This window comes from Halomicrobium sp. HArcht3-1, assembly GCF_058933345.1.
In genome coordinates this window covers 55,814-69,170 of the sequence record NZ_JBZYDM010000001.1, presented here as the reverse complement: position 1 = coordinate 69,170, position 13,357 = coordinate 55,814, and the positions used below count along the sequence as shown (strand labels likewise).

The following is a 13,357-nucleotide window of genomic DNA, read 5'->3' as shown; positions in this document are numbered from 1 at the left end:
GTGCGAACCCGGTGTACAACGAATGAACCCGACGGACATCGACCTGTCGACGACGCAGGTACACCTCCTGACCGCGCTCTGTAACGAACACGATGTCGAGGACGCGCCAGTGACCAGCGGGACGGTCGCAGCGGTACTCGACCGTAGCCCGGGGACGATCCAGAATCAGTTGACGAACCTCCTGTCGCTGGGGCTGGTCGAGAGCGTACAGGGTCCGACTGGCGGGTATCGACCGACCGAGGCCGCCTACGAAGTGCTGGATCGTGAGTCACTGGACGACGCCGAGACGGTGACCGTCTCACAGGCGTTCGAGCGGGTCGACGCGACCGTCGAGACGATCGACCTGACGAACGTCCATCACCCGACCGAGTGCACCGCACACATCCACTTTCAGGCGTCGTTGCCGGCGATTTCGATCGGCGACCCGATCGTCGTCGGACCGACGCCGTCCAGCGCGCTCGTCGTTGCCGGGGAAGTCACGGCGGTCACCGAGACCGCAGACGAAGTCGTACTGGACGTGCGCCGGATGGACGCGCCGGTAACCGAGGAGTGAGACGGACCGTTGCTGATCTGTCCCGGATCGACCGCACACCGTCGTGCAGTCGACCGGGGAAACGGCGACACCATTCCGTACGAGGGAACGAGCGGAGAGAAGCGCGGTCGATCAGACCGGAGCGACGCTGATCGTCACGGTACCGACGCCGGGGACGGTAAGCTGTCGCGGCGAGGTGGCGATCCGACGGGCGAGGGTCGCGAGGGTGAACTGAGCGAGTTTGCTACCGATCACGAGCATCGACAGCGCCGCGAGCGACGCCATCGGATAGCTCACAGCGGCGAGGAGGGCGACGAGCACCAGGGGGAACCCCAGCACTGTCACGAGTGACACCGGTTCGACTGTTGGACCACGCTCGGATCGCGTTCGGGAATGGGATGTGTGTAACGACATGGGGGAACTCCTGGCGACGATCGGTCGTGACCGAGCGCCACAGTTGTGTAGAATAACTCCGAGTACAAAAAGTTTCAGATAGTCGATTAGTTTTGAGAGACGTTACCATAGACCATCCATAGACAAAGTATTTCAGGGGGTCGAAAGCCCCTGTAACGATTAACACGGTATGACTCATCACAAATCAGATTTTGTATACAATGGTCGAGATCGGCACCCCAACCGGAATCGGCAGCACTCTCGACGCTCCGAACGGTGGCGTGGGTACCGACGCACCGTCGTGGGGATCAGTCGTCGGCCAGTTCCGTCTCGGCGAGGTCGTCCTGTTGGTGGGTCTCGCGTCGCTCGACCGTACACCTGTAGAGCAAGCTCTGCCGAGCACAGTCTCACTCCGTTCGACTGTACGCTGGTGAACGCCGCTGGCGTCCACCAAGCCCTGCGCTCACGGTGTTCGCGCAGAACGCCGTTCGAAATCCTTTTACGCGCTTCAGGGGCAATGTAGGGACAACGAACCATGGAAATCGACATCATCGAGGAAGACGACAATCCGATGTTGCACCGGACCGACGTTCGGTTCGAGGTGCGCCACGACGAGGCAACGCCCTCGCGACTGTCCGTCCGCGACTCGCTCGCGGCGAAACTGAACAAGGACGCCGAAGAAGTCGTCGTCCACGAACTCGACACGAAGTTCGGCATGCGAAAGACCATCGGCTACGCGAAGGTCTACGACGCACCCGAGTTCGCCCGCGAGGTCGAGCAGGACCACATGCTCGAACGCAACAAGATCGTCGCCGACGGTGAAGGCGAAGAGGGTGAGGAAGCATAATGGCCCGAAACGAATACTACGACGACGGCGAAGCACAGCGCGAGCAGTGTCCCCGGTGTGGCGACACCTTCCTCGCCGAGCACGACGACCGCAAGCACTGCGGCAAGTGCGGTTACACCGAGTGGGAATAACGCTCTCGTAGCGGCTTCACAATGCGTATTCTCGGCATCGAAGGAACGGCCTGGGCAGCCAGTGCTGCAGTCTTCGAGGCACACGCGGGCGAAGGAAGCGAGCCGTCGGTCGCCAGTGACGACGATCACGTCTTCATCGAGACCGACGCCTACCAGCCCGAGAGCGGGGGTATTCACCCGCGAGAGGCCGCAGAACACATGAGCGAAGCGATGCCCGAAGTCGTCGAGACGGCACTGACACACGCTCGCAAGCGGGCCGACGAGGCCGGCGAGGACCCGACGACACCGATCGACGCTGTCGCGTTCTCGCGCGGGCCGGGACTTGGTCCCTGCTTGCGCATCGTCGCGACCGCTGCCCGCGCGGTCACCCAGCGCTTCGACGTGCCCCTCGTGGGCGTCAACCACATGGTCGCCCATCTCGAAGTCGGACGCTACTTTTCGGGCTTTTCCGCACCGGTCTGTCTGAACGCATCGGGGGCCAACGCCCACGTGCTCGGCTATCGCTCGGGGCGCTATCGAGTGCTAGGCGAGACGATGGACACCGGTGTCGGCAACGCCATCGACAAATTCACCCGTCATCTGGACTGGTCCCATCCCGGCGGCCCGAAGGTCGAGGAGCACGCCCGCAACGGCGAGTACGTCGACCTGCCCTACGTCGTCAAGGGGATGGACTTCTCCTTTTCGGGGATCATGTCCGCCGCGAAGCAGGCCGTCGACGAAGGTGAAAGCGTCGACGACGTGTGTCGCGGTCTCGAAGAGACCATCTTCGCAATGCTCGCGGAAGTGGCCGAGCGCGCCCTCTCGCTGACCGACGCCGACGAACTCGTGCTTGGCGGTGGTGTCGGCCAGAATCAGCGACTGCAGTCGATGCTCGCCGAGATGTGTGCCCAGCGTGGAGCCGACTTCTACGCGCCCGATCCCCGATTCCTTCGGGACAACGCCGGAATGATCGCAATTCTGGGGGCGCGGATGTACGCCGCCGGTGACACCATCCCCGTCGAGCACTCCGGGATCGACTCGGACTTTCGCCCCGATCAGGTCGACGTGACGTGGGACGCCGGTGAACCGGTCGCTCGGGCAGTTCACGACGACGACCAGATACAGGGGGCCGAAGCCATCGTGACGATCGAACCCGACCGCGTGATCAAGGAACGACGACCGCGATCCTACCGCCATCCCGCGCTCGACGAACGCCTGCGGACCGAGCGCACGCGACAGGAGGCCCGCCTCACGAGCGAGGCCCGACGCCACGGCGTCCCGACGCCCGTGATCCGCGATGTCGACCTCGCCGAGAGTCGGATCGTCTTCCAGCACGTCGGCGAGACCGAACTGCGCGACGACCTGACCGAGCGCCACGTCCGTGCGGTCGGGCGACACCTCGCGACGATCCACGACGCCGGCTTCGTCCACGGCGATCCGACGACGCGCAACGTCCGCGTTGGGCCGGGCGGCGATGCTCCGGAGACGTTTCTCATCGACTTCGGACTGGGCTACTACACCCGTGACGAGGAGGACCACGCGATGGATCTGCACGTGCTCGAACAGTCACTGGCCGGGACGACCGACGACGCCGCCGCGCTACGGGCGGCGCTTGCCGACGCCTACCGAGCGGCCAGCGAGCGCGACGACGCCGTCCTCGATCAGCTGACGGCGATCGAAGGCCGTGGCCGCTACCAGTGAGAGTTAAGTACGCGCCGGTAAAGAGAGTATAATATGGAAGACGCACTCGTCGTCCTCGAAAACGACGACAACGGTCGCGAACTGCTGGTCGAAGCGGGCGAACTCGCCGCCGGTGTCGACGCGAAACTCCACGTCCTTTCGTTGCTCTCCCACGAGGCGTTCGAGGAGAAGCGCGAAACCCTCGATGCGATGGCCGAGGAAGAACACACCAGCTACGACCAAAGCGTCCTCATGGACAACGTCAGACAGGACGCCGAAGAAGTCGTCAGCGAGGTGTTCGACGATATCGACGTGCAGTGGGACGTGATCGCTGGACACGTCGGGAAAGCCGAGAGCGAGGCCGACCGCGTCCTCGAAGCGGCCACGGACAACGACATCGACCACGTGTTCATCACGGGCACCCAGCGCTCGCCGACGGGCAAGGCCGTCTTCGGCGACCGCGCACAGGCAGTGATGCTCAACTTCGATGGACCCGTCACGGCTCGACTCGCCTGACTTCGAGGAAAAACGACTTAACGCGGCGCTCCGTATCCCGTCCCATGGCTGACAGACCACAGTCCGGCGAACTGTTCGGAGTCCCCTACAACTTCGAGCGGCCAAGCGTCCGGCGGATGCTTGCTTCCTACTGGCAACCCGGCGAGAAGATGCTCGTCGAGAAACCCTTCGGCATCGGGTACACGCTCAACCTCGCCAACTGGCGGTCGTGGATCGCGCTGGCCGTCGTCGGCGTCCTCCTGTGGCAGGAGAATCGCAGCGGGGTCGAGGAAGCGGCCGCCGAAGACGAACCGGTCGAAGTCGTCGTCGACTGATCGATATCGGCGACCGGGTGACCGCCAACATCGACGGCTATTTTCCGCTGCTCTCCCGACCAGCGGTATGCTCAAGTTCGTCACGACTAACCCCGGGAAAATCCACGAAGCTCAGGACTACCTCGGGTCGGCGACCGTCGAGCAGTTCGACTTCGACTACACCGAGGTCCAGGCCGACGACCTGGCGACCGTCGCCGCCCACGGCGCACGCGAGGCCTACCGGGCGACCGGCGAACCGGTGATCGTCGACGATTCGGGCCTGTTCATCGACGCCTTCGACGGCTTCCCCGGTCCCTACTCGTCCTACGTCGAGGACCGACTGGGCATCGAACGGGTGTGGCAACTCACCGAACCCGAGGACGACCACAGCGGCGCCTTCGAGACGGTCATCGCCTACTGTGATGGCGAGGGATTCGAAGCCGCACCCGACCCGGGCGGGGTCTCGGGGCCGCCGAACGAGCGAACGGGCGACGGCCGTGAGTCCGTTGACCGGGACGAGCGTCGCGGGCAGGACCTCGCGGCCGACGACCGTGGGGCGGCGACCACCGACGAACAGGTCGCTGGCGACGACCTGCCGGTCAAACTGTTCTTCGGTCGCGTTCCGGGGACCATCGTCGCGCCGCGTGGCGACGGCGGCTTCGGCTTCGATCCGATCTTCGAACACGACGGGACCACCTTCGCGGAGATGGACACCGAACAGAAGAACGCCGTCAGCCACCGTGGTCGGGCGCTGGCGACGTTCGCGGAATGGGCGGAGACGACCGGTCGGCTGGAATGAGTGACGCGACGCTGATCACCGGTGCCAGCGCCGGCATCGGTACCGCACTGGCTCGTGAGTTCGCTCGCCACGGCCACGACCTCGTGCTGGTCGCCCGCCGCGAAGAGCGTCTCACCGCACTGGCCACGGACCTCGAACACCACGGAATCGAGACCCACATCGTCGCGATGGATCTGACCACAGAGGGCGCGCCAGAACGACTCTGGACCGAACTCGACGAGCGCGACATCACCGTCGAGACGCTCGTCAACAACGCTGGTATCGGCACGTACGGACCATTCGCCGAAAGCGACTGTGAAGAAGAACGAACGCAACTCCGGCTCAACGTCGCCGTTGTGGTCGCACTCTCACGGCGCTTCCTCGACGACCGCGAGTCCGGCGGTCTCCTCAACGTCGGCTCCGTCGCCGGCTTCACGCCGGGGCCGTACATGGCGGGCTACTACGCCAGCAAGGCCTACGTCAACAGCTTCACGCAGGCACTCGCGGCCGAACACCACGACAGCGAGATCGATGTGACGGTGCTCTGTCCCGGACCGACCGAGACGGAGTTTCAGGAGCGGGCGGGGATGGGCGACTCTGCCGTCGGTCAGTCCCTGTGCTACACCCCCGAGCAAGTGGCGCGGGCAGGCTACCGCGGCCTACAGCGAGGCGAAACGGTCGTGATCCCCGGACTGGCGATGACGGTCCTCGCGACACTCCTTCGGTTCGTTCCGGGCTCGCTCCAGCGGTGGGGCGGACGCCTCGTCAACGGCGATCGGTAAGCCAACGAGCGGCGACGACTACGCACGTGGGTCCCGGTCCGGACCCGGATACGCGCCGTCGTGGGTCGCCTCGTACAGCGCTTCGGGATCGAACAGGCGCGCAAAGGCGTCCGGCGGCCGAACGCTGAGGTCGGCGTGGGGCTGGATCGACAGGCCGGTCCTGGCCGAGCGCAGTGACTCGTCGTAGGTGAGCAGGTGGGCCGCCTCGCCGCGGTAGGCCGACGCCAGTCCGGGGTGATCCTCCGGGGGGTGTTCGACGATGTCGCATTCGTCTTCGATCCGGTCGCGCCACGCTGCGGCGAGGTCGTCGTCTGCGAGTCTCGCGATCACGGCCCGGGCGTCGTCGAGCAACTGTTCGCTCGCGACGAGGGTCAGCCAGTCGTGCCGGCGGACGTGATCGAGAGCGTCACGCGCGTCGCCACCGACCAACAGATCGGCCGCGAGCACGTCGGCATCGGCCACGACTCGCGTCGACTCACCCGCCATCCCGGCGCTCCCGTAACGCGTCGCGGACGGCCGACAGGCTGGTCTCGTACTCGCTCGCCCGCTCAAACAGGTCGCCCCAGGTCATGGCTGTGCAGACGAGCGGAAGTGGCAAAAACCCACGGACGACACCGGTGTCGCACGGGCGTCTGACGGGTTTTTAAGTACTGCCCTGCGGATCACCCGCCACGGGCGCGCATACTGACGACCACTCAGTATCCCATCCTCCCGAGCGCGCCCGGACACCGCAACCCACCCCTCTCTTTGAACCGCGATCCAGCACCGCACAGTGATATCGTCGGCGGGCGTGATCAGGTCCCCTTGAGCGTGGCCCGAACGTCGTCGAGCGTCTCCGGACTCGCCATCACGGCGACCGTGTCACCAGCCGCGAGCGTCGTCCGAGGCAATGGAATCGTCATCGGCTCACGATCGCTCCCGTGAGCGTAGATCCGGGCGTCCCCGGGCAGTTCCAGTGCGATGACGCGCTCACCGATCACGGGTGACTCGTCGGGGACGGTGACGCTGGCGACCGAAAGCTGTTCGGTCAGATCCGCGAGGACGTTGAAGTTCCCGCCCAGCAACGCGGTCTTTGCGCCCGCCGCACCCAGTCGTTCGGGATAGATGATCTCGTCGACGTCGGCGGCATAGGTCTGGTAGATCTCCTCGCGGTAGTCGGAATCGATGCGCAACACGGTCCGACAGCCGTACTCCTTGCCGACCATGCAGGCCGCGAAGTTGGTGTTGAGATCACCGGTCAGCCCACCGATCGCGTCGGCATCGTCGAGTCCCGCGGCTTCGAGGACTGACTCGTCGTTACCGTCGCCGTGGACCGTCTCGAATCCCTCTTGCTCGCTCCGCTGTGCCTTGTCGTGGTCGCGTTCGACGACGATGACCGTGTGACCCTCGTTGTCGAGGATGCGCGCCGTCCGCGTCCCGACTCGTCCGTAACCGACGATGACGAACTTCATACCGCGTGGTACGTCACCACCCCACAAAACGATACTGCCGTCACACCGGTATCGGCGGCGATTCCACGGACGTGATTCGGTCCCACGACTCGAACCCCCCTGCTTCGACTAGAGATCGACTCCCCTCGTGCGATTCGAGTGACTGATATTCACTTTCACTCCGGCGCGTCAGACGCTCGACAGACGCCAGACGTGAGTGGGTTGGAGAGGAAACGGAGGGGTCGGCCGGGGACGACAGCGAGCGAAAAACGATTCGTCGCAGCAACTCGCTTACCGAAGCGAATCCACTGGTGCGTGTGAGTCCACTCCTCGTCGGCCTTACTCGTCCATCAGGCCGCCTCCTTCGACGCGCATGACCGCTTCCCCGTCCGGGAGATTCGGTGCGTCGACGAGTTTGACGATCCGCTTGTTCCCCTTGGATTTGCGGAGATAGAGTCGGAACGTCGAGGTGTGGCCGAGGATGTTCCCACCGATGGGCTGAGTCGGGTCACCGAAGAATGAATCGGGGTTCGACGCGACCTGATTCGTGACGACGACGGCCGTATTGTTGAGGTCGCCCACGCGCATCAGATCGTGGAGGTGCTTGTTGAGCTTCTGCTGGCGTTCTGCGAGTTCGCCACGACCGACGTACTCCGCACGGAAGTGGGAAGTCAGCGAGTCGACACAGAGCAGGCGGACGGGGAACTCGCCGTCCTGACTTTCGCCGGCGATCTCCTGGGCCTTCTCGGCCAGCAGAATCTGGTGGTTGGAGTTGAACGCCTTGGCGACGTGGATCTTGTCCAGTACGGACTCGACCAGTGCATCGAGCAGTTCCTCGTCACCCGCGTCGGCGTCGTCCTCGTCCTCGACGAGACCGTGCAGGACCATCGTATCTTCCAGTACGTCGTCTTCGAGGCCATTGACCATCTGCTCGATTCGCTCGGGACGGAACGTGTCCTCGGAGTCGATGAAGATCGCACTTCCCTCCAGCCCGCCGTGTTCGGCCGGGAGCTGGACTGTCACCGAAATCTGATGGGTGACCTGTGACTTGCCGGCCCCGAACTCACCGTACACCTCGGTGATCGACTGGGTCTCGATCCCGCCGCCGAGCAGTTCGTCGACCTCGTCGACGGACCAGGTGAGCTTGCCGATCTGTTCACGGCGCTCCAGCACTGTCGCCCCGGTTTCGAAGCCACCGATGTCGGCTGCCTCGCGAGCGGCCTGGATGATGTCGGCGGCGGACGACTCGCCGATGTCGGCCGTGTTCGAGAGTTCGCCGGGGGAAGCGACGGCGATTCCCTGATACCCGTCGAAGCCGTTCTCTTTGAGTTTCTCTGCTGTGGCCGGACCGACACCCGGCAGCTCTTCGAGGTCTTCTGATGCAGACATACACGTCGCTTGTGCGTCGGGGGTAATAAATCTCCGTTAACAGGGGAGTGAAAGTGAAACTGAAGGGCGGCGGGGGGACATTCATCAGTCGAGACGAAGGTTGAAACGGTGAGACGAGCAGCCCAGACCGTCAGAACAGGTCGGTACCGAGTGCGGCCACCACGAGACTGCCGAGGAACACCGCGAGACCGAACACCCAGTCCGGTCCCGAAATGAACTGGTCGCCAACGACACCGACAGCGACGACAACACCCGCGACAATCGACGATAGCGGTCGAGCGGCCAGCGACCGATAAAACACGCGCATCTGCCACCAGAAGCTGTCGGTCAGGTTCGTGATCCCAGCCACGACAGACCGATGCCCGTCGGGGTTCGCCGCTGGCTCGAACGCCGACAGGCGTGCGCGCTCCACGCGCAGGAGGTCACCGGTGTGGCGACGGCGGCCGTCAGGGTCGGTTACGCGCAGGAGCGTGACGGTCTCACCCTCGGTCCCGACGACGCGATAGACGCCACGTGTCGCATTAGGAAACGCCGATTCGGCATCCGCGTCGAGACTGACGTGATCGTACGTCGAGAGTGGGGTATCGGATGGGGTCACTCCCACGGGTGATCACCGGGCCGGTCGGGCCACATCGGATACCAGAACTCCTTGTTCGCCTCGATCGCCAGTTCGCCATCGAGGTTCGAGTCCAGTTTGAACTCCGCGCTGGTGTCGCGCTCGTGGTCGTCGTCGGCACTGGGAGCGAAGGGGTAGTACGCACCCCGTCGAAACGAATACACCCAGTAGACGAGCTGACCGTCACGTTCACGCTCGAAGGCGAACAGGGCAGCCAGTAGCCGCGACCCGTATCGGGCCTCGATGAGCGTATCGGCCGCGAAGTGGATGGAGGTAACGAGATCCTCGAACTCGTCGTCGTGGAGGACGATCCAGTCGTACCCGTGCTCGTCGGTCGTGAAGTCGGCCGTCGTGCCGGTCTCGACTTCACCCGCTTCGAGGATCGCTTCGACCTCAGCGATAGCGTCCCGAAAGTCGGTGTTGTCCACGTCAGCGAAACAGAGCGCGGCGTCACCCGTTGGCCGATAGCCGAGGTCGGCCTCCATCGTGATGTACGCCGTCGACATGCCAAAGAGGTCGTCAGGGTTCGCATCCCGGGTCGCGTCGGTTTCGGCTTTCGTCCCGAGGATGCTCTTGAGTCCGTCCAACAGTCCCATACATGAACTGTCTCACTGGGCCTTCTTCAGTGTCTCCCTCGACAGAGACGCTGGATCAAACCACAGAACACGACAGAGCGGATCGAAGGGACGGGTCAGAAGTGACAGATCCGAGTGTATTTGTATGTCTGTCAACTATGGTTAAGCAGAACCATAGAGTGATTGTCCAGATAACAGAGGAAATAGTAATCGATAGTGAGAAAAATCGCTATAGAGAGAAACAGTCAATATATATTCACACGTTCACTTGAAAACGAATAACGACGTGCGTAGCACCAGTATAACTATCAAAATTATTTTAATGACAGAGTTGGAGTTGATCCGTGTGCTGGGACCCGTAGAGAGTCACGTCACTGGTCGCCACGTGTAACCTAAGAGACCACAGGACTTTCAGAACAGAACAGCCACGAGGAACCGTAGTATCGATGCTATATCAAAAGTACTCCCGTTATCTATCATTATTTTGTTTTACATAAGTGGACGTGCACGACGAAAACGTCGCCAGGAATCGACGTTCAGTACGATAGACTAACAACGACCATCGACTGGCACGGCCGGGCCACAGGAGCACACAGACGACCGCCGATAGTCGAGGAATCACACGGTAGAGGACGTATCTACCGACACCACAGCGAGGACCGCCCGCCGGAGCGGAAAGGATACAGAGAACATCGTCAGCAGAACAAAGAGAATCTCGATTGTTCGAGAAGTAGACAGTAGTTCGGGCTTCGGTCTCGTGGTCGACACGTGGTGGCGTTTGATCGTCGAGATCGGATCGCCGTGGCGATGTAGTACCGCAGTCCTCACGGAAATCCGTGTGTCGCGCGGGCCGATGGAACTCTGCTGGACAGACCCAGAGGCGGGAGTCGATGGTGCTCGGCCCCAAGAGTCCCGGGATCGAGGGAAAGATCGTTCACCGATGTTGAACCGCCGTCGTGGACCCCGAGACGACGATGGAGAGACCAGTTTAGCCCCGCGTAACGGCGATAATCGGGCCGAGACGACCCGAAAAGAACGATCGTCAGCGTTGAAGTACCTATTCTGCTACTAACACTAGTCAACGTACCGGTAATCTACCGGCAAGGTGGTGTGAGAGCCTCCGAACAAGACGAACAGTGAGGCGAGAGTAGATGTTGATCGACCACATATAGAAATTAACGACAAGTAGCACACGAAGACTGCAAAAAAACACTAATTCGAAACAGCGGGCTGGAGTGTAGTGGCCCGACAATGTGACCAGTGGGAACGCGACTGGTAACTTCAGGAATATTCAAAAGCTTTATTATTCAAGAAAAGAGCGGGTAAAGGTGGATATGGCAGACGAATCCAACGACTATCGAGACATCGTGAGCCGCCGGCGGTTTGTTCAACTGACCGGCGTTGCAGGTGCGGCCGCGCTCGCTGGCTGTCAGAGCGAAGACGGTTCCACCGAGACCAGCGACGGGACCGACAGCAGTGGCGAAGACACCGAGGACTCGACCGATTCGGGCGGAGACGGTGGCATGGAAGTCGCGGACGTCACCCACCTCAGTGGGACTGACGTCTCGCCCGCGAACATCCAGTTCAACCCCCAGGGACCCAATCCGTCCTCGATCGGCTGGGAAGTGATCTTCGACCCGTTCGCGGAGTTCAATTACGCCGACGGTGAGTTCAAGCCGGGCATCATCAGCGAATGGGAGCTGACCGACAGTGCCTTCGAAATGAAGATTCAGGAAGGCGCAACGTGGCACAACGGCGATTCGGTGACAGCCGACGACCTCGTGGCACGCCTCGAAATCGAGAAGGCCCTCGAAACGTCGGTCTTCGACTGGGGCGGCGAAATCGAGAAGCGCGACGAACGGACGGTCGCAGTGACCGTCGAAGACGACATCAACCCGTCGCTGATCGAGTTCACCATCCTCGACAAGCGCCTGTTCTCCAAGCAGTCGCGATACGGCGACGTCGTCTCGAAAATCAGCCCGGGCGACACGAAAGCCCTCTCCGACTTCAGTGACGATCAGCCGGTCGGTAACGGCCCATTCAAGTTCGCCGAATCTGGCGATCAGGTCCTGCTCACCGAGCGCCACTCGGGTCACCCGAACGCAAGTAACATCAACTTCAAGGAGTACGCCTTCAAGTTCCTGGACGGCAACACGGCACGGCACCAGGCACTACTCTCGGGTAACATCGAGAGCCAGTTCACCGTCTACGCGCCGGCAAACGTCGTCGCTGACCTGCCGGACAGCGTCGAGGAATACCAGACGCCGCGTAACGGTGGGGCTGGACTGATCCCGAACCACGGCCACAAGGACCTGGGCAAGCGAGAGGTCCGACAGGCGATCATGTACCTCCTCGACCGTGAGACGGTCGCGGCCAACTCCGACCCGCGAACGAAGGTCTCACCGCGCATCCCGACGGCCCTGCCGGACGCCCAGCTCGAGAACTGGCTCGGCGACTCGATGGACAAGTTCGAGACCTACGGCCGAGGCAAGAAGATGACCAGCAAGGCTTCGAGTGTTCTCAAGGACGCCGGCTACAGCAAGAACGGCGACGGTATGTGGGAAGACGAGAACGGAGAGCTGCTCTCCTTCGAGATCATCGCTCCCGCTGGCTGGTCCGACTGGGTCACCGGCATGGAGACCATCAAAGACCAGCTCAGCGCGGCCGGGATGGACGTTACGTTCAACACGGTTCCCCCGGGAGAGCTGACTGGTCCCGAAGGTCGATGGGCATCCGGCGAGTTCGACGCGACCGCCGAGTACTGGACTGCAGCATTCGCCCGTGCAGCCCACCCGTACCACAACCTCCGACACCAGATGGTCGACCCCGGTGCGACGCTTCGTGCCAGCGGGTACAACTATCCGGGCGCTGTCGAAGCACGTGGCGGTTCCAAGGCCGACATCACCGTGCCCGCGCTCGAAGGGTCGGGCGAACTGACGGTCAACCCGTCCGAGGACGTCTCGACGCTCGGATCCACCGCCGACAGTGAAAAGGAAGCCCAGCTCGCACTCGAACTGCTGTGGGTCGCCAACCAGGATCTGCCGATGATCCCGATCCAGGAAGGGCTGGACCAGACGTTCATCAACTCCAAGCGCTTCGACGTGCCTGCCGAGGACGCTGCTGTCGCACAGGTCAAGTACGCCAACACCTGGCTCCCACGTCAGGGCGAGATGCAGTACAACGGTAACTAACGCCGTTTCTGTCCGTTTCCCCCATCAGGGAAACTGACTCTCACGGCGGCCACCGATCATCGGTCCCCACGCTGTATTTGCCTCTCTTCTCTCTCGTACCCATTATCCGTCCACGCGCACCGTGGTCTGCGCGACGACAGCCTTCGAAGCCGAGTCGCGACCGAATGGTCAGAACGAACTGGACCTCGTGACGGTCGACGTTCTGTGGGCTCCGGATCGACATAT

The 13,357-nt window shown here is 62.6% G+C and carries 15 protein-coding genes; 9 read left to right on the top strand and 6 right to left on the bottom strand.

Annotated features, from left to right (window positions below; genetic code table 11):
* The first annotated feature begins 22 nt into the window (after nt 1-22).
* On the top strand, nt 23-553 hold the full coding sequence (locus tag AC5FRW_RS00360) for a TrmB family transcriptional regulator (RefSeq protein ID WP_493566427.1): 531 nt from the start codon (nt 23-25) through the stop codon (nt 551-553).
* A gap of 111 nt (nt 554-664) precedes the next feature.
* Here the strand turns inward: AC5FRW_RS00360 and AC5FRW_RS00355 are convergent, their stop codons facing one another.
* Nucleotides 665-946 carry a hypothetical protein gene (locus AC5FRW_RS00355; RefSeq protein ID WP_493566426.1) on the bottom strand — a complete coding sequence of 94 codons (282 nt, stop codon included), beginning with the start codon at nt 944-946 and terminating at the stop codon, nt 665-667.
* 514 nt (nt 947-1,460) lie between these two features.
* Here AC5FRW_RS00355 and AC5FRW_RS00350 point away from each other — a divergent pair.
* The 7 genes from AC5FRW_RS00350 to AC5FRW_RS00320 all read left to right on the top strand — a co-directional run bounded on the left by AC5FRW_RS00350 (nt 1,461) and on the right by AC5FRW_RS00320 (nt 5,931).
* Nucleotides 1,461-1,772: a 30S ribosomal protein S24e gene (locus tag AC5FRW_RS00350; protein WP_493566425.1), complete on the top strand. Its 312-nt coding sequence runs from the start codon at nt 1,461-1,463 to the stop codon at nt 1,770-1,772.
* Complete coding sequence (locus AC5FRW_RS00345; protein ID WP_493566424.1) at nt 1,772-1,903, top strand: 30S ribosomal protein S27ae; 132 nt, start codon at nt 1,772-1,774, stop codon at nt 1,901-1,903. The genes AC5FRW_RS00350 and AC5FRW_RS00345 overlap by 1 nt, the downstream gene beginning before the upstream one ends.
* Before the next feature lie 21 nt (nt 1,904-1,924).
* Nucleotides 1,925-3,583, top strand: a complete 1,659-nt coding sequence (locus AC5FRW_RS00340) for a bifunctional N(6)-L-threonylcarbamoyladenine synthase/serine/threonine protein kinase (RefSeq protein ID WP_493566423.1) — start codon at nt 1,925-1,927, stop codon at nt 3,581-3,583.
* Nucleotides 3,584-3,616: 33 nt separating this feature from the next.
* Complete coding sequence (locus tag AC5FRW_RS00335) at nt 3,617-4,078, top strand: universal stress protein (RefSeq protein WP_493566422.1); 462 nt, start codon at nt 3,617-3,619, stop codon at nt 4,076-4,078.
* A gap of 44 nt (nt 4,079-4,122) precedes the next feature.
* The gene (locus AC5FRW_RS00330; RefSeq protein WP_493566421.1) at nt 4,123-4,392 is read left to right on the top strand and encodes a DUF5808 domain-containing protein; all 270 of its coding nucleotides are present in this window, start codon (nt 4,123-4,125) and stop codon (nt 4,390-4,392) included.
* A gap of 67 nt (nt 4,393-4,459) precedes the next feature.
* Nucleotides 4,460-5,170 carry a non-canonical purine NTP pyrophosphatase gene (locus tag AC5FRW_RS00325; protein WP_493566420.1) on the top strand — a complete coding sequence of 237 codons (711 nt, stop codon included), beginning with the start codon at nt 4,460-4,462 and terminating at the stop codon, nt 5,168-5,170.
* Nucleotides 5,167-5,931, top strand: coding sequence for an SDR family NAD(P)-dependent oxidoreductase (locus AC5FRW_RS00320; RefSeq protein ID WP_493566419.1), 765 nt, complete (start codon nt 5,167-5,169; stop codon nt 5,929-5,931). Before AC5FRW_RS00325 ends, AC5FRW_RS00320 begins: the two co-directional genes overlap by 4 nt.
* An 18-nt stretch (nt 5,932-5,949) precedes the next feature.
* Here the strand turns inward: AC5FRW_RS00320 and AC5FRW_RS00315 are convergent, their stop codons facing one another.
* The 5 genes from AC5FRW_RS00315 to pspAB all read right to left on the bottom strand — a co-directional run bounded on the left by AC5FRW_RS00315 (nt 5,950) and on the right by pspAB (nt 9,962).
* Nucleotides 5,950-6,417, bottom strand: a complete 468-nt coding sequence (locus AC5FRW_RS00315; protein ID WP_493566418.1) for a DUF7384 family protein — start codon at nt 6,415-6,417, stop codon at nt 5,950-5,952.
* Nucleotides 6,418-6,725: 308 nt separating this feature from the next.
* Nucleotides 6,726-7,382: a potassium channel family protein gene (locus AC5FRW_RS00310; RefSeq protein ID WP_493566417.1), complete on the bottom strand. Its 657-nt coding sequence runs from the start codon at nt 7,380-7,382 to the stop codon at nt 6,726-6,728.
* Between the two features lie 318 nt (nt 7,383-7,700).
* On the bottom strand, nt 7,701-8,750 hold the full coding sequence (gene radA, locus AC5FRW_RS00305) for a DNA repair and recombination protein RadA (RefSeq protein WP_493566416.1): 1,050 nt from the start codon (nt 8,748-8,750) through the stop codon (nt 7,701-7,703).
* 130 nt (nt 8,751-8,880) lie between these two features.
* On the bottom strand, nt 8,881-9,354 hold the full coding sequence (locus AC5FRW_RS00300; RefSeq protein ID WP_493566415.1) for a hypothetical protein: 474 nt from the start codon (nt 9,352-9,354) through the stop codon (nt 8,881-8,883).
* Nucleotides 9,345-9,962: a PspA-associated protein PspAB gene (pspAB, locus tag AC5FRW_RS00295; RefSeq protein ID WP_493566414.1), complete on the bottom strand. Its 618-nt coding sequence runs from the start codon at nt 9,960-9,962 to the stop codon at nt 9,345-9,347. Before pspAB ends, AC5FRW_RS00300 begins: the two co-directional genes overlap by 10 nt.
* 1,313 nt (nt 9,963-11,275) lie before the next feature.
* On the opposite strand from pspAB, the gene AC5FRW_RS00290 reads away from it, so the two are divergent.
* Nucleotides 11,276-13,132 (top strand): ABC transporter substrate-binding protein, encoded by a 1,857-nt coding sequence (locus AC5FRW_RS00290; RefSeq protein WP_493566413.1) that lies wholly within the window; start codon nt 11,276-11,278, stop codon nt 13,130-13,132.
* Nucleotides 13,133-13,357 lie beyond the last annotated feature (225 nt).

What these genes read in the sequence shown, in the direction of transcription:
- AC5FRW_RS00360 (WP_493566427.1), top strand. Translation starts at nt 23, where the DNA reads ATGAACCCGACGGACATCGACCTGTCGACGACGCAGGTACACCTCCTG.
- AC5FRW_RS00355 (WP_493566426.1), bottom strand. Translation starts at nt 946, where the DNA reads ATGTCGTTACACACATCCCATTCCCGAACGCGATCCGAGCGTGGTCCA.
- AC5FRW_RS00350 (WP_493566425.1), top strand. Translation starts at nt 1,461, where the DNA reads ATGGAAATCGACATCATCGAGGAAGACGACAATCCGATGTTGCACCGG.
- AC5FRW_RS00345 (WP_493566424.1), top strand. Translation starts at nt 1,772, where the DNA reads ATGGCCCGAAACGAATACTACGACGACGGCGAAGCACAGCGCGAGCAG.
- AC5FRW_RS00340 (WP_493566423.1), top strand. Translation starts at nt 1,925, where the DNA reads ATGCGTATTCTCGGCATCGAAGGAACGGCCTGGGCAGCCAGTGCTGCA.
- AC5FRW_RS00335 (WP_493566422.1), top strand. Translation starts at nt 3,617, where the DNA reads ATGGAAGACGCACTCGTCGTCCTCGAAAACGACGACAACGGTCGCGAA.
- AC5FRW_RS00330 (WP_493566421.1), top strand. Translation starts at nt 4,123, where the DNA reads ATGGCTGACAGACCACAGTCCGGCGAACTGTTCGGAGTCCCCTACAAC.
- AC5FRW_RS00325 (WP_493566420.1), top strand. Translation starts at nt 4,460, where the DNA reads ATGCTCAAGTTCGTCACGACTAACCCCGGGAAAATCCACGAAGCTCAG.
- AC5FRW_RS00320 (WP_493566419.1), top strand. Translation starts at nt 5,167, where the DNA reads ATGAGTGACGCGACGCTGATCACCGGTGCCAGCGCCGGCATCGGTACC.
- AC5FRW_RS00315 (WP_493566418.1), bottom strand. Translation starts at nt 6,417, where the DNA reads ATGGCGGGTGAGTCGACGCGAGTCGTGGCCGATGCCGACGTGCTCGCG.
- AC5FRW_RS00310 (WP_493566417.1), bottom strand. Translation starts at nt 7,382, where the DNA reads ATGAAGTTCGTCATCGTCGGTTACGGACGAGTCGGGACGCGGACGGCG.
- radA (WP_493566416.1), bottom strand. Translation starts at nt 8,750, where the DNA reads ATGTCTGCATCAGAAGACCTCGAAGAGCTGCCGGGTGTCGGTCCGGCC.
- pspAB (WP_493566414.1), bottom strand. Translation starts at nt 9,962, where the DNA reads ATGGGACTGTTGGACGGACTCAAGAGCATCCTCGGGACGAAAGCCGAA.
- AC5FRW_RS00290 (WP_493566413.1), top strand. Translation starts at nt 11,276, where the DNA reads ATGGCAGACGAATCCAACGACTATCGAGACATCGTGAGCCGCCGGCGG.